This is a genomic window from Acinetobacter sp. AS5 (assembly GCF_048957595.1).
In the GTDB taxonomy this organism is placed as follows: domain Bacteria; phylum Pseudomonadota; class Gammaproteobacteria; order Pseudomonadales; family Moraxellaceae; genus Acinetobacter.
In genome coordinates this window covers 19,270-37,559 of the sequence record NZ_JARDAL010000031.1, presented here as the reverse complement: position 1 = coordinate 37,559, position 18,290 = coordinate 19,270, and the positions used below count along the sequence as shown (strand labels likewise).

22 protein-coding genes and 3 tRNA genes are annotated in these 18,290 nt (G+C 43.5%); 17 read left to right on the top strand and 8 right to left on the bottom strand.

What is annotated here, in order from left to right; translation table 11 throughout:
• Positions 1-3: 3 nt before the first annotated feature.
• The 7 genes from PV763_RS11175 to panD all read left to right on the top strand — a co-directional run bounded on the left by PV763_RS11175 (position 4) and on the right by panD (position 2,848).
• Positions 4-78, top strand: a tRNA-Gln gene (locus PV763_RS11175).
• An 18-nt stretch (positions 79-96) separates the two neighbouring features.
• Positions 97-171: transfer RNA gene (locus PV763_RS11170), tRNA-Gln, on the top strand.
• Positions 172-263: 92 nt separating this feature from the next.
• Positions 264-338: transfer RNA gene (locus tag PV763_RS11165), tRNA-Gln, on the top strand.
• A 36-nt stretch (positions 339-374) separates the two neighbouring features.
• Positions 375-1,328, top strand: a complete 954-nt coding sequence (locus tag PV763_RS11160; protein ID WP_005103975.1) for a ribose-phosphate pyrophosphokinase — start codon at positions 375-377, stop codon at positions 1,326-1,328.
• 98 nt (positions 1,329-1,426) lie between these two features.
• Complete coding sequence (rplY, locus tag PV763_RS11155) at positions 1,427-1,723, top strand: 50S ribosomal protein L25 (protein WP_004645781.1); 297 nt, start codon at positions 1,427-1,429, stop codon at positions 1,721-1,723.
• Between the two features lie 18 nt (positions 1,724-1,741).
• Positions 1,742-2,323 carry an aminoacyl-tRNA hydrolase gene (gene pth / locus PV763_RS11150; RefSeq protein ID WP_004645783.1) on the top strand — a complete coding sequence of 194 codons (582 nt, stop codon included), beginning with the start codon at positions 1,742-1,744 and terminating at the stop codon, positions 2,321-2,323.
• 144 nt (positions 2,324-2,467) lie between these two features.
• On the top strand, positions 2,468-2,848 hold the full coding sequence (gene panD / locus PV763_RS11145; protein ID WP_004280606.1) for an aspartate 1-decarboxylase: 381 nt from the start codon (positions 2,468-2,470) through the stop codon (positions 2,846-2,848).
• Positions 2,849-2,916: 68 nt separating this feature from the next.
• Here the strand turns inward: panD and PV763_RS11140 are convergent, their stop codons facing one another.
• The 4 genes from PV763_RS11140 to PV763_RS11125 form a co-directional block, all read right to left on the bottom strand.
• Positions 2,917-3,483, bottom strand: a complete 567-nt coding sequence (locus tag PV763_RS11140; RefSeq protein ID WP_420937845.1) for a GDYXXLXY domain-containing protein — start codon at positions 3,481-3,483, stop codon at positions 2,917-2,919.
• Entirely contained in the window at positions 3,480-5,285 is a 1,806-nt protein-coding gene (locus PV763_RS11135) for a DUF2157 domain-containing protein (RefSeq protein WP_420937844.1), read from the bottom strand. The genes PV763_RS11140 and PV763_RS11135 overlap by 4 nt, the downstream gene beginning before the upstream one ends.
• Before the next feature lie 90 nt (positions 5,286-5,375).
• The gene (locus PV763_RS11130; RefSeq protein ID WP_004280611.1) at positions 5,376-5,987 is read right to left on the bottom strand and encodes a LysE family translocator; all 612 of its coding nucleotides are present in this window, start codon (positions 5,985-5,987) and stop codon (positions 5,376-5,378) included.
• 45 nt (positions 5,988-6,032) lie between these two features.
• A complete protein-coding gene (locus PV763_RS11125) occupies positions 6,033-6,518 on the bottom strand; it encodes a DUF1289 domain-containing protein (protein ID WP_114541676.1) in 486 nt (161 codons plus the stop codon).
• A 189-nt stretch (positions 6,519-6,707) separates the two neighbouring features.
• On the opposite strand from PV763_RS11125, the gene PV763_RS11120 reads away from it, so the two are divergent.
• The 4 genes from PV763_RS11120 (at position 6,708) to PV763_RS11105 (ending at position 9,292) form a co-directional block, all read left to right on the top strand.
• Entirely contained in the window at positions 6,708-7,640 is a 933-nt protein-coding gene (locus tag PV763_RS11120; RefSeq protein ID WP_005265894.1) for a rhodanese-related sulfurtransferase, read from the top strand.
• Between the two features lie 206 nt (positions 7,641-7,846).
• Entirely contained in the window at positions 7,847-8,125 is a 279-nt protein-coding gene (locus PV763_RS11115; protein ID WP_005103989.1) for a hypothetical protein, read from the top strand.
• Between the two features lie 87 nt (positions 8,126-8,212).
• The gene (locus tag PV763_RS11110; protein ID WP_005103990.1) at positions 8,213-8,830 is read left to right on the top strand and encodes a DedA family protein; all 618 of its coding nucleotides are present in this window, start codon (positions 8,213-8,215) and stop codon (positions 8,828-8,830) included.
• Positions 8,831-8,857: 27 nt separating this feature from the next.
• Positions 8,858-9,292: an ABZJ_00895 family protein gene (locus PV763_RS11105; RefSeq protein ID WP_420937843.1), complete on the top strand. Its 435-nt coding sequence runs from the start codon at positions 8,858-8,860 to the stop codon at positions 9,290-9,292.
• Between the two features lie 61 nt (positions 9,293-9,353).
• Here PV763_RS11105 and PV763_RS11100 read toward each other — a convergent pair whose 3' ends face one another.
• Positions 9,354-9,878: a YecA family protein gene (locus PV763_RS11100; protein WP_004280621.1), complete on the bottom strand. Its 525-nt coding sequence runs from the start codon at positions 9,876-9,878 to the stop codon at positions 9,354-9,356.
• Between the two features lie 71 nt (positions 9,879-9,949).
• Positions 9,950-10,156, bottom strand: a complete 207-nt coding sequence (locus PV763_RS11095) for a PA3496 family putative envelope integrity protein (protein WP_004280622.1) — start codon at positions 10,154-10,156, stop codon at positions 9,950-9,952.
• 371 nt (positions 10,157-10,527) lie between these two features.
• Here PV763_RS11095 and rpoD point away from each other — a divergent pair, with 371 nt between their 5' ends.
• From rpoD to PV763_RS11065, 6 genes are all read left to right on the top strand, one after another.
• The gene (gene rpoD / locus PV763_RS11090; protein WP_420937846.1) at positions 10,528-12,441 is read left to right on the top strand and encodes an RNA polymerase sigma factor RpoD; all 1,914 of its coding nucleotides are present in this window, start codon (positions 10,528-10,530) and stop codon (positions 12,439-12,441) included.
• Positions 12,442-12,554: 113 nt separating this feature from the next.
• Positions 12,555-12,842 (top strand): YbeD family protein, encoded by a 288-nt coding sequence (locus PV763_RS11085; protein ID WP_004280625.1) that lies wholly within the window; start codon positions 12,555-12,557, stop codon positions 12,840-12,842.
• 149 nt (positions 12,843-12,991) lie between these two features.
• Positions 12,992-13,651 (top strand): lipoyl(octanoyl) transferase LipB, encoded by a 660-nt coding sequence (lipB, locus tag PV763_RS11080; protein WP_420937842.1) that lies wholly within the window; start codon positions 12,992-12,994, stop codon positions 13,649-13,651.
• A 74-nt stretch (positions 13,652-13,725) separates the two neighbouring features.
• The gene (locus PV763_RS11075) at positions 13,726-14,259 is read left to right on the top strand and encodes a hypothetical protein (RefSeq protein WP_004645797.1); all 534 of its coding nucleotides are present in this window, start codon (positions 13,726-13,728) and stop codon (positions 14,257-14,259) included.
• A gap of 1 nt (position 14,260) precedes the next feature.
• Positions 14,261-15,445: an iron-containing alcohol dehydrogenase gene (locus PV763_RS11070; RefSeq protein ID WP_004280629.1), complete on the top strand. Its 1,185-nt coding sequence runs from the start codon at positions 14,261-14,263 to the stop codon at positions 15,443-15,445.
• 267 nt (positions 15,446-15,712) lie between these two features.
• On the top strand, positions 15,713-17,104 hold the full coding sequence (locus PV763_RS11065; RefSeq protein WP_004280630.1) for an APC family permease: 1,392 nt from the start codon (positions 15,713-15,715) through the stop codon (positions 17,102-17,104).
• A 68-nt stretch (positions 17,105-17,172) separates the two neighbouring features.
• Here PV763_RS11065 and PV763_RS11060 read toward each other — a convergent pair whose 3' ends face one another.
• Entirely contained in the window at positions 17,173-17,655 is a 483-nt protein-coding gene (locus PV763_RS11060) for a hypothetical protein (protein ID WP_420937841.1), read from the bottom strand.
• 89 nt (positions 17,656-17,744) lie between these two features.
• Positions 17,745-18,221 (bottom strand): tRNA (cytidine(34)-2'-O)-methyltransferase, encoded by a 477-nt coding sequence (locus tag PV763_RS11055; RefSeq protein ID WP_253175624.1) that lies wholly within the window; start codon positions 18,219-18,221, stop codon positions 17,745-17,747.
• Positions 18,222-18,290 lie beyond the last annotated feature (69 nt).

Below are 18,290 nucleotides of genomic sequence, written 5' to 3'. Positions count from 1 at the left end.
ATTAGGGGTATCGCCAAGTGGTAAGGCACCGGGTTTTGATCTCGGCATCCGTTGGTTCGAATCCAGCTACCCCTGCCATCTTACAGTCATCAAATTAGGGGCGTCGCCAAGTGGTAAGGCACCGGGTTTTGATCTCGGCATCCGTTGGTTCGAATCCAGCCGCCCCTGCCATTTTCTCGAAAAAAGACAGAACACTCATTTGCTGTAAGACTGTTAATTTACCTTGACACTTTACCGCAAAAATATTAAAGTTCTGCCGCATTAGGGGTATCGCCAAGTGGTAAGGCACCGGGTTTTGATCTCGGCATCCGTTGGTTCGAATCCAGCTACCCCTGCCATCTATTCCCATATATCCCAACCGCCAAGGGTGCTTCATGCCCAATCTTGTCGTTTTTAGTGGATCTGCGCATCCACAATTCGCTCAAAAAGTCGTAAGTCACTTACATATTCCTCTAGGCGCTGCCTCTGTAGGTCAGTTCTCTGACGGTGAAATTGCTGTCGAGATTACTGAAAACGTTCGTGGTAAAGACGTATTTATCGTACAACCTACTTGTGCCCCAACTAATGATAACCTGATGGAAATCTTGGTGATGGCTGATGCTTTGCGTCGTGCAAGTGCGGGTCGTATTACTGCCGTGATTCCTTATTTTGGTTATGCTCGTCAAGACCGTCGTCCACGTTCAGCACGTGTTCCAATCACTGCAAAAGTTGTAGCAGACATGCTCACTACTGTAGGCGTTGACCGTGTGGTGATGATCGACTTGCATGCTGACCAGATCCAAGGCTTCTTCGATATCCCTGTAGACAACATCTACGGTACACCAGCCCTACTTGCTGACTTGCGTCAACAATCGCATCACAACCTGATGGTGGTTTCACCTGACGTGGGTGGTGTAGTGCGTGCACGTGCTGTTGCGAAACAGATGGGCGATATCGATCTTGCAATCATCGATAAGCGTCGTCAAAAAGCGAATGAATCACAAGTGATGCATTTGATTGGCGATGTAAAAGATCGTGATTGTGTCATCGTTGATGACATGGTAGATACTGCTGGTACGCTATGCAAAGCTGCTGATGCATTGAAAACTTTCGGTGCTCGCAAGGTTGTTGCATATGCAACGCATCCAGTACTTTCTGGTAAAGCGCTTGAAAACTTAAAGAATTCTGTGATTGATGAACTGGTTGTGACTGATACCATTCCTCTTTCTGATGAAGCTTTAGCACTGGGCAAGATTCGCCAGGTTTCAGTAGCCAGCATGGTTGCCGAAACGATTCGTCGTATTAACAACGAAGAATCTATTAGCGCAATGTTCGATTCTTATCTATAATAGAGCGCTGAATTTTCAAAGCCCTGCCATTTGGTAGGGCTTTTACTCACCAGACTGGTCGCAAGTCTGGTTCATTTAACTTAAATAGGATGTCTATCATGGCAAACTTCGTATTAAACGCAGCAGCACGTGAAGAAGCAGTTCAAGGGAAAGGTGCGAGCCGCCGCCTTCGTCTTCAAGCTAAAGTTCCTGCAATCATCTACGGTGGTGAAGCTGCTCCTGTAGCAATTACTGTTGAGCTTCGTCAGCTTGTTAAATTCTTAGAAAACAATTCATTCTTTGAAGAAGTTATCGAAATTGATGTAGACGGTAAAGTTGAAAGCGTGAAAATCCAAGCGTTACAACGTCACCCAGCTAAAAACACACCAATGCACGCTGACTTCAAACGCGCATAAGTGTTAATGGTGTAATTAGTGTCAAATATTTCACTGATTGTTGGTTTGGGTAACCCAGGTTCTGAGTATGCCCAAACCCGCCATAATGCAGGCTTCTGGTTCGTAGAACGCCTTGCAGACCAATATGGCATTACCCTCAAAAAAGACCCAAAATTCAATGGATTTAGCGGTCGTGGCAATATCGAAGGTCAAGACGTCCGTCTTCTTCTACCGACAACCTTTATGAACCTTTCCGGTAAAAGTGTTGTTCCTTTCGCCAAATTTTACAATATCGCACCTGAATCGATCCTGATTGCCCATGATGAACTGGACATGAATCCTGGTGTCATTCGCCTGAAAACTGGCGGTGGTCACGGTGGTCATAATGGTCTACGCGATATCGTTCCGCATATTGGTTCAAACTTCCATCGCCTGCGTATTGGAATTGGTCATCCTGGTGCCAAAGACCGTGTTTCCGGTCATGTGCTCAGTAAAGCACCTAGCAGCGAACAGAACTTAATGGATGATGCGATTTCCCATGCCCTCGCCCGCACAAAAATGCTGGTGAACGGTGAAGTACAGCAAGCCATGAATCAAATCAACGCATATAAGCCGAACTAAACATTCAAAAATTGCTGGACAATTCCGCTTGCCAGAAAGTTTATTTAAGCGCAAAATGCGTTTGCTCGATTGTTCACCATACAGCAAGCAAGATTGATTTAACCAAATGATCAAACTCTTAGGTCAACTCAGGGGACGCTAGCCATGCTATCTCGTTTATTAAAATGCAAAATTCACCGCGCTCACGTTACACATGCAGAACTACACTATGAAGGTTCATGTGCAATTGATGGCGTTTTGATGGATTTGGCTGGCATTCGTGAATACGAAGAAATTCATGTGTGGAACGTGACCAATGGTAAACGTTTTGCAACTTATGCAATTCGTGGCGAAGACAACTCAGGCATCATTTCAGTGAATGGTGGCGCTGCGCATCAGGCGGATGTAGGCGATATCGTGATTATTGCAACCTTTGGCGATTTCACTGAAGCTGAAGCGAATGCCCATCAGCCTCGTTTGGTTTATGCTAACCCAAACAATACAGTCAGCCACACTGCCAACTGTATTCCGGTACAAGTTGCATAAGCTGATCAGACCAGATACCTAAAAGCTCGCACATCGCGGGCTTTTTTAATACCGGAACATTGACCTATTTAACTGCCTTCTCGCCAGCTTTTAGAGCTTTCACAGTTTAAGGGTTTTAATTTTTGATCCAGCAAATCAAATAACAAGGCCTCACCATTTTCCTTCACCTTCAGCTCTGCAAATTTGGCGTTACGATAACAAGGCTCCAGACCTTCGGCAAACATGAAACTGTTGGCAGCAGGATACAAAGCTTCAAAAGTATTGCGTGGATTTTTCAGAATTAATCGGGCTGAACGTTCCGACTGATTTAGTGCATTTCGATCAAAACTGGTTTTGATGACTCTGCGCTGCTGATCCAGCTGCACATAACTCATCACATGGGATTGATTTTTAAAATCTTCAATCTTGATGTCAGAAATAGGCTGTTCGGAACCATTCCTCACAGCCACTGCGCTAAAATGCAGATCATAGTTCAGTGCCATATAATCCCCTTGCAGGATCGAACGTGGATCGACTGGCGCCAACTCGACAAAGATACTGTCGCTTTTTGCCAGATGCCATTCATGCTGGATGATCAATCCCCCGAATAAAGCGATACTAAAAACACTCAGGTGCAGCGCCAGAAACTTTTTCATGAGGCCACTCCTGCTTTCAACTGAAACTTCGGTGAACTCAACACATAAGCCAGAAGCAACACCAGCACACCTGAGGCAAAAATACTGACACTTTTAAATAAAAAGCTGAGTCCCAGATTGTAATACAGTAGCCATAACCAGAAGATCAGTAGCAAAATGGTCAAGGCTTGCATCAATCGTTGTTGATTCACCATTGCCCAAGCCATAAACACCAAAATAATAAAAATTTCAAAGTAACCCAATGCAATCAGCAGAATTCCCGCGGCAGGAATCAGCCAGAGTTGAATCCGTGAAAATTGCTTAAGATGAATCTCGACAAAACTCAACAGCCAGAGCGCTGGCAAAATATAGAAAACAATTGCTTCATCTATGCCGCGAGGCTGCAATTGCTGAGCCACACCAAATTGCAGTAGGCATTGAAAAATAGCTGTCACTGCCAAAATACTAATCATCCATAAAGTCACGCTTTTGGCATAAGCTGAAGCGAGCCAATGTCTCGCACTTAGCAAAGCTACCGTCAGAATGCTGTAATTCAGCAGCATAATCCATGTCATCAGCCGCTGATCCTGAAAAAATGCATGTTGCTCGACCAGAACTGCAATTCCCAGTATATGTGCAAGTAACAACTGCAACAGCACCACTAGCCAATGCATACGACTCATGATAGTCAGCAGCGTAATGCCGACTTGTATCAGCCAGATTAGTAATAGACTCTCTGTAAGTAATTGAGTATGAATCAATACCGCGGCCTGACCGCAAACCCACAAACAATAAGCCAATTGCCGCAGAAAAACTGAGGGCTTGCTACGAATCAACCACCAGGCGACTGCGATAAAAATGATTCCCATCAGGATCGAAAAACTTTCCCAATAGGTCAGCAACAGCATGGCCAAGATCACACCAGCAATCCATGCGCCAAGGGCCAGTGGAATGACCGAAAACCGGCTCTTGGGCAACAGCTTGATCAGCAAACCTGTAATAGCTGCGAACCAGCTGAATATCAGCAAAGCTAGTACCAGTAAGCCAGCGGCAGAATCCTGTAAATATTGCTCAGTGAGATCAAAAATTAGAATGCTAAAGCTCAGGGCCAGTCCTGCAACCAGTAAACTGGTTTCAAGCTGTTGCTTTCGGGTATAGAAATAAACACTGAATAAAATCGGCAGAACCAGTACCGAGCCCAAATACCAGATCGAATCCGAGTCGACAAACCGGAACATACTCACTACCGAAATGAGCACCACGATGGCGATAAACAGATAGCGCAAAACCGGATAATAACGTAATGCATAGATCATGCTTAATCCGGTCAACAGATTCAGACTGAGCAGATAAAGAGTTTCAGCACGTACCAACCAAAAGCTTTGTTTAAAATAAAAATAGAGTGCTAACTGGCTGACCACGCAAAATAATGCAAAGATCCCAATATTCGGACGATACAACCAAGGCAACAACAGCAAAGCCCAGAGCAGAAATAACTGATAACTGTCAGCACCAGTCTGATAAATCTGTCCAATCACGGCCAGACTTAAGCCCAGCATTAGACCCGATACAGTATCCAGACTTTGTCTTAACTTTTCCCGCGCAGCGAAACGTACACTCAGCAATGCCGAACCCAACAATAAAATTTGAGGAATAAATAGCTGGATGAATTTGGGCAGCATCCACCAGTTTGCCGCCAGTAAATACGCAATACTGACAGCGATCAGCGCAAGCCCAATGATGTAAAGAATTTGAAGCACAGCAGGTTGAATAAATAACAGCGGGGAAAATGGACGGTCTGGTGATGGTACTGTTCTGGACATGCTAATCTGTTCAATTTTTATTTGATTTCACCTTAGCATGATTTTTGCAGGATATGCCAGGCAGGAACAGTCCAAGTATGCTGTACATTTTTAAATCAGGATTTGATAAATTCCGTACCCTGCAATCATGAGCAGAATCATGCCGCACAATGCCAGCAAATGTGGATAGAGTCGAGAATGGGATAAGTGGTTGAAACCCAAATACACCACAGACAAAGTCAGAAAATCCAGGAGAATCCAGCTCAAAGTCAAAATAATTAAACTTAAATCAAGATCAGGAGTAATCCCGATAAACTGCGGGAAAAAAGCCGCAAAGAAAATAATGTCCTTCGGATTAGAAATACCAACCAAAAAACCTTGTCGAAAACCACCATGCACAGGAACTAGATTCTCCTGAGCTTGCTCCTGCTGCTTAAAAATAACTTCACGGAAAATCTGCCAGCCCAGATAGCCAATATATAAACAGCCCAGCAGCTTGATCGCATCCAGCCATTGCGCATTAATGACCAACAAACCTTTTAGACTCAATACCGATAAGGCAATTAACACCAGAGAGGCGAAATTGGTACCAAAAATGGTTCTTAAAGCCGCCGCATAACCACCTTTTAAACCGGCACTGGCCACCAGCAACATCACTGGGCCAGGTGTAGCGATCATCACCACAACAGCCAGACAATATAAGAAATATTCACTAATATTCATGCTATTCCCTCAGCTATTGTTGTTTTTGTGTATAAAAAAGAGGACTTAGTCCTCCTCTTGTATATGAATCAGATGCTGACTGATGCCATCTGCCCGCAGAAAAGCCAGATCATAACTGGCGGTAGCCAAGGCCAAGATCCGGCGCTCAAACTCGTCCCAGAGCGGACGCACCTGCTTATAATGGATGCCTAAACCACTATCGTCGGTAAAATGCCGTTTTTTTTCACAGAGCTTTAAAGCATGATACAGCTTGCGCCCTTTGGAAGCATCATCACGCAAGCGCACCCGTTTCGACAGCACAAAGGCCTGCACTTTGACAAGATCGGCATGCGGTAACAATGGCACCAGAATCTGATCCAGCTGTGCATCCAGTCGCTGCCACACAGCTCGATGCTGCTCAGCACTATACGTATTCCAGTGAATCACTTCATGATTAAAACGGCGGCAACCACGACATACCGCATCACCAAATACGGTCGAGCAACGCCCTGCACATGGGGTTAAAGACGCAATACGACGATCTGAACTCAAAACACACTCCAACGATACTGCAAATTTCAGTATCTGCATCACTGCACAAAATCCTGGGTCGGGCATGACTATACACGCTCTCCCCCATGAATTGAAGCCTGTTAAAAGACTTGCGTTTTACTCGCTTATTCACTCGAATCAAGCTAAAATATGCGCCTTTCAAATTATCATGCTACGTTGGAGTATTCCATGAACGCTACTGTAGAACAGCTTGCACCTGTAGAACAGCAAGCGACGACTGGTTGGGTTGTTGCCGCACTTTATCAATTCAAAGAAGTTCAAGATCCTGCCGATCTTCAGCAACGTCTTTTGGACCTGGTAAAATCCATCAACCTTTGCGGTACTCTAATTGTGGCAGGTGAAGGCATTAACGGTACGGTTGCAGGCGACCGTGCATCGATTGATCAAATTCACCAGTTCCTTCTAAATGAAGGTTTTAACGAAATGGAATACAAAGAATCTGACAGTTCTGAAAAGCCATTCCGTAAGATGAAAATTAAATTAAAAAAAGAAATCGTGACTTTAGGCGTGGAAGTAAAACCGCGTGATTTAGTCGGTCACTATCTTGATCCAAAAGAATGGAACGAACTGATTGCACGTGATGACGTGATTCTGGTCGATACACGTAACGATTACGAATACAAAGCCGGCACTTTCAAAGGCGCAATTGACCCGAAAACTGAAAGCTTCCGCGAATTCCCTGAATACGTGAAAAATAATCTGGAACAGCACAAAGACAAGAAGATTGCGATGTTCTGTACAGGTGGTATTCGTTGTGAAAAATCAACCTCTTTACTTCTTCAAGAAGGCTTCACTGAAGTTTATCACCTGAAAGGCGGTATTTTGAAATACCTGGAAGAAACCCCGGCTGAAGAAAGCATGTGGGAAGGTGAATGCTTCGTGTTTGATGGTCGTACTGCCGTAACGCACGGTGTTGAAGAAGGCCAAAACACCAAGTGTCATGCGTGTGGCTGGCCTTTACTTCCAGAAGAAGTTGCACTCCCAAGTTATGAACATGGTGTCTCTTGTGTATACTGTATTGACAAAACTACGGAGAAACAAAAAGAAGGTTTCCGTATGCGTCAATCACAAATTTTAGCAGCAAAACGCAAACGCCTCTAATTTGGCCTTTTGTAATGAAATATATAAAAACCCTCTTCGGAGGGTTTTTTGTTTACATAAAAATTACAACAGTAATAAAACTCTTACCAATTCCTTACCAAGAACCTCATTTTTTTCCAAACAAGATTGTTAGTCTAATGATACGGTGATTTACAAGCTAAGTCTTTCATTATTAACTGAAATTTTTACTTGAAAAGGAATATAAAATGGCAGGCTCACTTGCTCGAGATTCAGACAATCTGGTTCAATTTCAACCAAAAGAAAATATAAAGCTGCAACGACTTCATCAAATTTCTGAAGAGCTTGAACAGCAGTCACATTTGTTCGTAGTTATCTTGGGAACCATTATTGGCGCAATCTTGGCGCTGTTCATTGGTTACCATATCAATACCAGCATCATGCATTTTATCCTGTTGAGTATTTTGCCGATCTGCTTGGCCTATTTCTTACGTAAAGTTTATATTTATACCCTGACACATAGCTGATTCTGTCTGATCATTTATATTCCAAGACTTTACCGCACAAAAAATACTGCTTAGGATACAGGCAGTATTTTTTATTTTGCCAATCATATGAATCTGACCGAATGGATTATTTCCGTCATGGAGCAACTGGGCTACTGGGGCATTGCCCTGCTCATGTTCCTGGATAATGTCTTCCCGCCAATCCCTTCCGAAATTATTATGCCTTCCGCGGGCTATTCCGCCTCTCAGGGCGAGTTAATACTCTTCGGGGTCATCATGTCCGGCTGTATCGGCTCTCTACTAGCAGCCGCCTTGCTATACTGGATTGGCTATAAATTTAACCATGATTCTATTTTTAAATTTGTCGATCGTTATGGCAAATATTTATTTATTAAATCAGAGGATGTGAAAAAATCACTCAGTTGGTTTGAGCATTATGGTCACCGGATTGTGTTTTTTGGCCGCATGATTCCTGCCGTCCGCTCGCTGATCAGCATTCCTGCCGGCATGAGTCATATGCCCTTCTGGAAATTTATGTTCTATAGCGCACTTGGAACCATCATCTGGACTACATTTTTGGCCTGTGTCGGATTTTATTTTGGCGAAAACCAGCAGTTGATGCAGCAAATTTTCAGTAAAGTCAGTTATGTGATTATTGCCATTGTTGCGGTAATTATTATCTGGATTTTCTACCGTAGACAGCAGCGTAAAAATCGTCCATCCTGAGGAAGATCCCTTAAGGAGATTAAAACGATGTCGCATTATCTTAAATATTTTGCCACCGTTTATCTGACCTTGGTTCTATTGGTAGGCATATTCATCTATGTATTCAATCTGGGCGCCATTCTGCTGATTCCTGCCCTGATTGCTTCTGCCTTTCTCAGTGCCCGATACTTTGTTAAGAAAGAACTTCGTTTGCCGACTCAGCAAGAGAAAAGCAAACTGGTCTGGGGCTCCACTATTATTGCCATGACATTCGGGTTTATCTTTTTAGTAGTGGTCATCTGGATGAACCCGCAGACAGATGAGATTTATAGAACCATCAACTATACAGGAAGAGGAACAAATTCATTCCTGGTGGCTGCAAGCATTGCCTTACATGCCTTGCTGTTTCATATCGCCTACAATGCTTATGCACGCTATAGTCTGGCGAAGCGTACAGGCTTGAAAGAAAATAGGGTCGAGTAGATATCAAAGATGCAAAAAGGCCAAAGCTAAAAAAAGCACCCTGCGGTGCTTTTTTTATGAATTATTCTGGAGTGTGATACATCAGATACAATTCATTTAAGTTTTCTGGAATTTCTTCTGCAAGTTCATCCATTAACTGGCCATTGCGACGGAAAGTTTCCATTTGTGGATCTTCATCATCAATGCCGCTGAAGACCATGATTGGCAGGGTTAAATCCACCAGTTGTTCTTCAAATTCTTCAGTAAACCAAGCGTCTTCGTTTAGGAACATGGCGTCTACAAAGCCCACACTCCAGTCACCCAGGCTTGATTCAGTGTCTGCTTCTTCAATTTCAAACGGGAACGTAATCCCTTCTTCATTGGCTAAGCTTTGACGAATAGACTCTAACCATGCTTGCACCTGAGTGATGATTTCTGCAGGCACTTTCTTTTGATTACTATCAAAAAGTTCGTCTAACCATTTGTCGAATTTTGGGCCTACTGCAATAGCACATAAGAAACCATGGGTTGCCGCGAAATCTAGACCATGTTCATTTTGGTCACCATCTAGATATTCACTCAACAGGTCTAAATCTAAAGCACTCATCTAACATCCAAACTTAGAAAAACGAAAGGTTTAGCATAGCATTTATTCAGGCTATGCTAAATCCGAATTCGTTAATCTTCGTCGTCAAAATCGTCATCATCGTCGAAGTCATAGTCAAAATCTTTGAGTTCGCGCTCTAAACGACGTTGGGTCAGCAGATCATCGATCAGACGACGTTTTTCCAACGACTCTTTAGCACTGAGCTTGCTAGAAGCCTCATCGAAATTAACATCATCTTCACCGAAGTTATCATCTAGTTCAAAATCTGTAGAAGACACTAAAACTTCCTCATGAGTGAAAAATGTAAAAGGATTTAAGCGCTATTTATCGTGCCTAAAATAACAAGTCAAGTTTTATTTGGATTTTCGTATTTTTAATTTGTAATTAGGGGTTTTTTCTGTCTCAATTGTGTGCCATGATATAATCCACCCTGCGTCCTTATGTTTTTTGATTCTCCTTTTTGAGTCATAAACAGACACGCATGGGATGAACTTGAAAACAACAAATTCACCCCCATCTTAAATTACTGAATTTCATTTTAAATATTTTATCAGACAGCTTTAATGCTGAATTCTCTGATGAAATATGTAGGCTATTCACTAAATTTAACGAGCTTAAATCGTGCAGCATTGTACGGTTTTTTACTGCCATAGATTCAACGAAGAGTAAGCAAAAGATGAGCGATATGACTTCCCCTACTTCTCAAGTAGCGGCTCTGATTAGCCGAGGCAAAGAACAAGGTTATTTAACCTTCGCTGAGGTTAACGATCATCTGCCGGACTCCATCACAGAAAGCGAGCAGATTGAAGACATCATTCAGATGCTGAATGACGTCGGTATTCCAGTACATGATCGCGCGCCTGAATCTGATGATACGATGTTCGAAGATACTGCAGAAGCGGCGGATGAAGTTGCAGAAGAAGAAGCTGCAGCCGTACTTGCATCGGTAGAAAACGAGCCAGGTCGTACCACTGATCCTGTACGTATGTATATGCGTGAGATGGGTACAGTAGAACTTCTGACTCGTGAAGGCGAGATCAGCATCGCAAAACGCATCGAAGAAGGTATTCGTGATGTTTTGCACTCGATTGCTTACTGGCCGAATGCGGTAGAAGTGGTACTGCAAGAATACAAAGATTATGAAGCGGGCGAACGCCGTCTCGCTGACCTTTTATCAGGTTATTTAGATCCTGAATCAGATGAAGAAATTCCTGAAGTTCTAGAAGAAGAAGCGGTTCTTGCTGAAGATGAGACTGACTCGAAAAAATCGACCAAAGACGTAAAACTGGACGATGATGAAGAGGAAGAAGAAGCAGATTCTGATGATGAATCAGAAGCAGATTCTGGTCCAGATCCTGAAATTGCTAAAGCGCGTTTTACTGAACTGGAAAATGCGTGGCTGAATACCAAAGCAACTATTGAAAAACATGGTCGTGACAGCAAACAGGCTGAAGAAGCTTTGCAGGCACTTGCAACTGTATTCATGATGTTCAAATTTACTCCGCGTCTATTTGATATCATTTCTGAAATGATTCGTGGTACCCATGATCAAATTCGTGGTGCAGAACGTGAAGTGATGCGTTATGCAGTACGTCGTGGCCGTATGGATCGCACCCAGTTCCGTACCAGCTTCCCGGGCCAAGAATCGAATCCAGCCTGGTTAGATGAGCAGATCGCAAAAACACCTGCAGACCAGAAAGCTTATCTGGAAAAAGTACGTCCAGACGTATTGGCCTTCCAGCAAAAAATTGCCGATATCGAGAAAGAGCTTGGCCTTGATGTAAAAGGCATTAAAGACATTGCCAAACGTATGGCCGTCGGTGAAGCCAAAGCACGTCGTGCCAAGAAAGAAATGGTTGAAGCGAACTTGCGTCTGGTAATTTCGATTGCGAAGAAATATACCAACCGTGGCTTGCAATTCCTGGATCTGATTCAGGAAGGTAACATCGGTCTGATGAAAGCCGTAGACAAGTTTGAATACCGTCGTGGTTATAAATTCTCGACTTATGCGACCTGGTGGATTCGTCAGGCGATTACCCGTTCGATCGCGGATCAGGCACGTACCATTCGTATTCCGGTACACATGATTGAAACGATCAACAAGATCAACCGTGTATCTCGTCAGCTTCTACAGGAAATGGGTCGTGAACCGACTCCTGAAGAACTGGGCGAACGTCTGGAAATGGACGAAGTTAAAGTACGTAAAGTACTGAAAATCGCCAAAGAACCAATTTCGATGGAAACACCGATCGGTGATGATGAAGATTCACATCTGGGTGACTTCATTGAAGACAGCAACATCACTTCACCAATTGATGCGGCAACTTCTGAAGGCCTGAAAGAAGCGACACGTGAAGTTCTGGAAAACCTGACTGAACGTGAAGCCAAAGTCCTAAAAATGCGTTTTGGTATCGACATGCCGACTGACCATACTTTGGAAGAGGTGGGCAAACAGTTTGACGTAACACGTGAACGTATTCGTCAGATTGAAGCGAAAGCGCTGCGTAAACTTCGCCATCCATCGCGTTCAGAACACTTACGTTCATTCCTTGAGAATGATTAAGATTTGATGCTTATTCTGGAGACTTGAAATTTGATCATCAGTCTCCATTTAAGTAGCCAAGACAAACCCAAACGCCTGCATGATTGCAGGCGTTTCAAATCAGGGGGACTACCATGTTAGACCGTACACCATCTCGTGAACTTCAAGAACATCTTTGGGTTTTCCCTATGGATTATCCGATTAAACTGATTGGCCTTGCGGGCGATGAATTGCGTCATGCTGTCATCGACATTTTTCTGAAACATTTTCCAGATTTTGAAGGTGATAGCGTCAGTATTACGCCATCACGTACTGGAAAATACCATTCCATTACCGCACAACTGCGCTTTTTGGAACTGGAACAGGTGCATGCAGTATATGCAGATTTGGCCGCCTGCCCGCTGATTAAAACCGCACTCTAATCGAAAATGAAAAAGACACGCTTTCGGGCGTGTTTTTTTATGCTCATTCAAAGCTGAGCTAACGCTTAAATATTGCTGATCTCGCCCCTATTTCATGCCGAAGTCATTATAATTATGATCAGTTTTTATAATTACCAAGGACACTCCCTGTGACTGATGTGCTGCAAAAGCCCGAGCTGATCATTCGTCAATATCACGACCTCACACCTTATGAAGATCGTTTTCTGGAAATGAAAACATTTACGGAAACCCGTGATGAACATAGCCCGGATCAATTGTGGATTTTGCAACATCAGGATGTACTCACTCAAGGTCAGGCAGGAAAACCGGAACATATTTTAATACTAAGCAACATTCCGGTGATTCAGACCGATCGTGGTGGTCAGGTGACCTGGCATGGTCCCGGTCAATTGGTGGCTTACTTCATGTTTGACTTGAATCGTCTGGGCTGGAATGTGCGCACGCTGGTGTCTTATGCTGAAAACCTGATGATCGAATTGCTAAAAAAATATGGCATTAATGCCTATGCCAAACCGGATGCCCCCGGGGTTTACGTCGCTGAACGCAAAATTGGCTCACTTGGTTTTAAAATTCGCAAAGGCCGTAGCTATCATGGTTTGTCCCTAAATCTGGATTGTGACCTAAGCGGATTCAATACCATTAACCCTTGTGGCTATGCAGGACTGGAAATGGTACGCATGAGTGATTTGCTCGAACAACCACCCCAATTCAGCCAGTTGTGCACTGAAATTATTGAAACTTTGCGTCACAGCGGGTACTTTAAGCAAGTAACTGTCGAGCAAAGATAAAGCCTTTGCATTTCAACCCCAAATAAATTAGAGTATTTACTCTAAACTAATAATATTGAGATAGGGATCATCACGTGATTGCGACTAAATCCGTAAAACCCGCTTTGCAGCTTGCCTATGTCAAACTCATGATGGATGTGATTGGCCGAGGTCTGGTCATGGCAAGCCAGGTGGATGAAGAAATCAAACAGGAAGTGGCCCACTTTCCAGAAAATTTTACTCTTTCCATGAAAGTCTTTCCGCATGGCCCGGCCTTTGTGGCACGGGTCACTGAGGACAAACAACTGGAACTGGTCAAAAATCTGGAAAAAGCACCTGATTTGATCATTACCTTTAAACATCTGCACCATGCCTTTTTGGTGTTTTCTTTTCAGGAAAGCACCTCACAGGCTTTTGCCCATGACCGTATGATTGCTGATGGCGATATTTCCAATGCCATTCGTCTGGTACGCTGCCTGAATAAAATGGAAGCACTAATTTTGCCAAAAATGGTGGCACAACTGGCAGTGAAAGAATATCCAAGCAATCTGAGCTTAAAAGAAAAACTAAGCGAAGCGAGCAGCATTTATCTGAAAATCGCTCAATCCTATTTGAAACGGAGTGTATAACATGGCTAAACCTTATTATGAATTTTTCTGTCCGGTCAAAGTGATTGCCGGTCATGCCGCGTTAGAACATATTCCGTTTGAACTTGCGACTTTAGGGGCCAAACGTCCGCTGATCATTACCGACAAAGGCGTCCGTGCCAACAATTTGTTGGCACCAATTGAAGCTGCATTTGAAATGGCAGATGCTGCAATTGTAGCGATTTTTGATGATGTACCACCCGACTCTAGCTTGGGTACAGTGCGCAGTGCGGCAAAGCTGTATCGCGAAAATCATTGCGACGCGATCATTGCTGTGGGCGGAGGTTCAGTCATTGATACCTCTAAGGCAACCAATATTCTGGTATCGGAAGGCGGTGATGACCTGCTGAAATATTCGGGTGCACATAACTTGCCTAAACCGCTGAAACCGTTCTTTGTGATTCCAACCACGTCTGGTACAGGTTCAGAAGTGACCATGGTCGCTGTCGTGTCGGACACTGAAAAGAACGTCAAAATGCCGTTCGCCTCTTATTATCTGATGCCGCATGCTGCAATTCTGGATCCCCGCATGACCCAGACCTTGCCGCCGCATTTAACCGCCATGACCGCAATGGATGCTATGACTCATGCGGTCGAAGCTTATACCTGCATGGCAGCCAATCCGATTTCGGATGCTTATGCGACTGCAGCAGTCAAAAAGATCAGTACCCACTTATTTAACGTACTGGACAACCCTTCCGATGCACAAGGCCGTCTGGAACTGGCACAGGCATCGACCATGGCGGGAATTGCATTTTCTAACTCCATGGTCGGTATTGTGCATTCACTGGGGCACTCATTGGGTGCAGTGGTACACCTGCCGCATGGTTTATGCATGAACTTATTCCTGCCTTATGTGCTGGAATACAACAAAGAGGTCAATGGTGACAAAATCGCAGATTTGCTCCTGCCTTTGGCGGGTGCCGATATTTATGCACAAACGCCAGCGCATCTACGTGCTGACAAAACCATTGCGACGATTCTGACCATGCGTGACCGGATTTACAGTCTGACCAAATTACCACGCACATTACGTGAAACCGGCAAGATTTCTGAAGCCCAGCTCGATGAAGTGGCAGAGAAAGCCCTGAATGATGGTTCCATCATTTATAACCCGAAAGAAGCCACCCTGGAAGATTTAAAATCTATCTTAAAAAAGGCTTGGTAATTACTGAAAAATAAGCCAATATAGCCGAAATTCTAGCCTGATGTTTTTTTAAACATCAGGCTTTTATCTTGCATAAGAAAAAATTCGATTTCTTTTTTTGAATGGCACATTTTATGCAGGACAAAAGTCAAAAAAATAGCTAGCAAAAGCCGTTCTTTTCAAGTAGATTGGCGGACTTTTATAGAAAACTGTAGGGGGGATCGTTCGTCTCAAACGATCCTTATAAATATGACTGATCCTTGATCAACGATTAAGAGGATAACGCCGTTGACTAATATCTCTGGGACTCAATCGGCAGCTAAACTGCAAAAAACGCTGGGACTCTGGCACATCATTATTATTGGTTTAGCTTATATTCAACCCATGACCTTGTTTGATACATTTGGTCTGGTATCTGAAGAAAGTAATTTCCACGTTCCTACTTCTTACATTTTTGCACTGATTGCAATTTTGTTAACCTCCTTGAGTTATGGTCATATGATTCGTCGCTACCCTTCTTCGGGTTCGGCCTATACCTATGCGCAAAAATCCATCCACCCGAACGTAGGTTTCATGGTGGGTTGGTCATCCTTGCTGGATTACCTGTTATCGCCAATGGTCAATATCATCCTGGCGGTGATTTATCTGGAAGCACTTTTCCCAGACATGAACCATTGGGTTTGGGTCATTGGTTTAACCGCGTTTATGACTGCGATCAACCTTCGTGGTGCGAGATTTGTTGCCAACTTCAACAGTATGATTGTATTCGTACAATTGGGCGTCATTGCATACTTCACCTGGATGGTTTACCAACTTCTAGAAGGTGGCGTAAATGCAGACGGCACATTAGTCGATGCAAAGTATCAATTGTGGAGTTTAGAGCCATTCTGGAATGAGTTTACTTCTGTTGCTGCCCTGATTACCGGTGCAACCTTACTGTGCTTCTCATTTACAGGTTTTGACTCCTTAAGTTCTCTTGCTGAAGAAACCAAAGATACCGAGAAAACCTTACCTAAAGCGATTTTCTTGACTGCATTATTGGCAGGTATCATCTTCATCATCAGTACTTACTTCATGCAGATCTTCTTCCCGAATGATCCAAAAACTTACTTTGAAGATATCGCTGCAACACAGCCGGATATTTTACAAGCTGTCGGTGGCGTGGCGTTTAAGACAGTCGTACTTTACTTCGCAATTGTGACAGTCATGGCTTCTGGTATTTCAGCACATGCGGGGGTATCTCGTCTGATGTACGTAATGGGTCGTGATGGCGTGATCAACAAGAAGATCTTCGGTCATATTAGCCCGAAAAACTACACACCTTCATACAACATCCTAATTGCTGGCGCAGTGGCTTTAACTGCTGGCTTTATGGATCTTGATTTTGTCGTATCGTTGATCAGCTTTGGTGCCTTGACTGCATTCAGTTTCGTCAACTTGTCGGTGATTTCACGTTATGCATTACGTGATGGTCGCACCAAGAGTGCTAAAGAGATCATGAACTTTGTCGTTGTTCCTTTACTTGGCTTCATTTCAGTCTTTGCATTGTGGCTAGAAGTCGATGAAGCTTCGCTTAAATATGGTCTGATCTGGGCATTTGGCGGTATCCTGTACTTGGGCTATAAAACCAAAGGCTTCAAGCACCCTGCTCCTCAGCACAATGAATTTGATGATAAATAATATCGTTCCAATTCAAATAAAAAAGGCGCTTCATGCGCCTTTTTTATGTCTGTCATGTTTTGATTTTACTAATACAGATAGCAATCAAAACCCATCTGGGTATTAACTCGATTATTTTCATAACCCAGTTTCTGAATAAACAGACTGCGATTAGACAATAACTTTTGCTCTTCCGGACCTAAACGGGCTTTATTCTTGACGGCCAGTTGATACATTTCATCGACGACAGCTTGAAAAATATCACAGATTTCCTCACGCTTGGCAGGCTTTAATTTACGCCCCCGCCAGGTCCATTGAAAATCATCTGAATTCAGGCTCTGCCCCCATTTTTCAATACGCGTATCTAAGCGTTTCTGCATGTTGAGCAGGCTCTGCTGTATTTCTGCCTGAGTAATGGATTGAACTTCCTTTGTTGCCGATGTGGCAGCACTGCCCTGTTCCGCACTCACGGAAGCCGCAATAGTTCCAAGGCAACATGCGATGACAAGTTTTAATAGAGGCTTCAAAGCAGCACCTTTTGTTATATTTGATAAAGTTATAAACTCAAGCATACAATGAAGTGAAAAGCAGTTTATCTATTTGTTACACAAAATAAAAAAGCCACCCAAAGGCAGCTTTTAGAATCATCACAAATTTCAGCTTAAAGCGTTTTAAAACCTTGCTGACGCCAAGCTTCGTAGACAATTACTGCAGTGGCATTCGACAAGTTCAAACTTCGGGAGTTTTCTGCCATCGGTAAACGAATCCAGTGCTTTTGCGGAAACATCATACGAACATGTTCAGGCAGACCACGAGTTTCCGGCCCCATTAACAAGGCCACAGGACGGTTTAAATCCGAAGTATGCGGTGTTTCAGAACCTTTGGTGGTCAATGGATAGATTGCATCCAGACCAATGCCTTTACTTGCCAGATCAGCCAGACAGTCTTCGATATTTTCCCAAATCTGCATATTGGCATATTCGTGATAATCCAGACCGGCACGTTTCAGCTTTTTGTCATCCAGTTCAAAACCCAGCGGTTTGACCAAATGCAACTGTGCTCCGGTATTGGCACACAGACGAATGATATTGCCTGTATTTGCAGGAATTTCAGGCTCATATAAAATAACGTGGATCACAGCTTACTCACTTAATATATTTAATTCAGGCACAGCCTTCGTCTTGCGCTCGGACAAAGCAGTGCTTTG

Bases quoted from the DNA above. Each gene is read 5' to 3' on its own strand.
- PV763_RS11100 (WP_004280621.1), bottom strand. From the start codon at position 9,878: ATGAGTGCTTTAGATTTAGACCTGTTGAGTGAATATCTAGATGGTGAC.
- PV763_RS11140 (WP_420937845.1), bottom strand. From the start codon at position 3,483: ATGAAAAAGTTTCTGGCGCTGCACCTGAGTGTTTTTAGTATCGCTTTA.
- PV763_RS11060 (WP_420937841.1), bottom strand. From the start codon at position 17,655: ATGCTTGAGTTTATAACTTTATCAAATATAACAAAAGGTGCTGCTTTG.
- PV763_RS11135 (WP_420937844.1), bottom strand. From the start codon at position 5,285: ATGTCCAGAACAGTACCATCACCAGACCGTCCATTTTCCCCGCTGTTA.
- PV763_RS11115 (WP_005103989.1), top strand. From the start codon at position 7,847: ATGGCAGGCTCACTTGCTCGAGATTCAGACAATCTGGTTCAATTTCAA.
- PV763_RS11110 (WP_005103990.1), top strand. From the start codon at position 8,213: ATGAATCTGACCGAATGGATTATTTCCGTCATGGAGCAACTGGGCTAC.
- PV763_RS11105 (WP_420937843.1), top strand. From the start codon at position 8,858: ATGTCGCATTATCTTAAATATTTTGCCACCGTTTATCTGACCTTGGTT.
- PV763_RS11120 (WP_005265894.1), top strand. From the start codon at position 6,708: ATGAACGCTACTGTAGAACAGCTTGCACCTGTAGAACAGCAAGCGACG.
- PV763_RS11085 (WP_004280625.1), top strand. From the start codon at position 12,555: ATGTTAGACCGTACACCATCTCGTGAACTTCAAGAACATCTTTGGGTT.
- rplY (WP_004645781.1), top strand. From the start codon at position 1,427: ATGGCAAACTTCGTATTAAACGCAGCAGCACGTGAAGAAGCAGTTCAA.
- PV763_RS11130 (WP_004280611.1), bottom strand. From the start codon at position 5,987: ATGAATATTAGTGAATATTTCTTATATTGTCTGGCTGTTGTGGTGATG.
- panD (WP_004280606.1), top strand. From the start codon at position 2,468: ATGCTATCTCGTTTATTAAAATGCAAAATTCACCGCGCTCACGTTACA.
- PV763_RS11160 (WP_005103975.1), top strand. From the start codon at position 375: ATGCCCAATCTTGTCGTTTTTAGTGGATCTGCGCATCCACAATTCGCT.
- PV763_RS11070 (WP_004280629.1), top strand. From the start codon at position 14,261: ATGGCTAAACCTTATTATGAATTTTTCTGTCCGGTCAAAGTGATTGCC.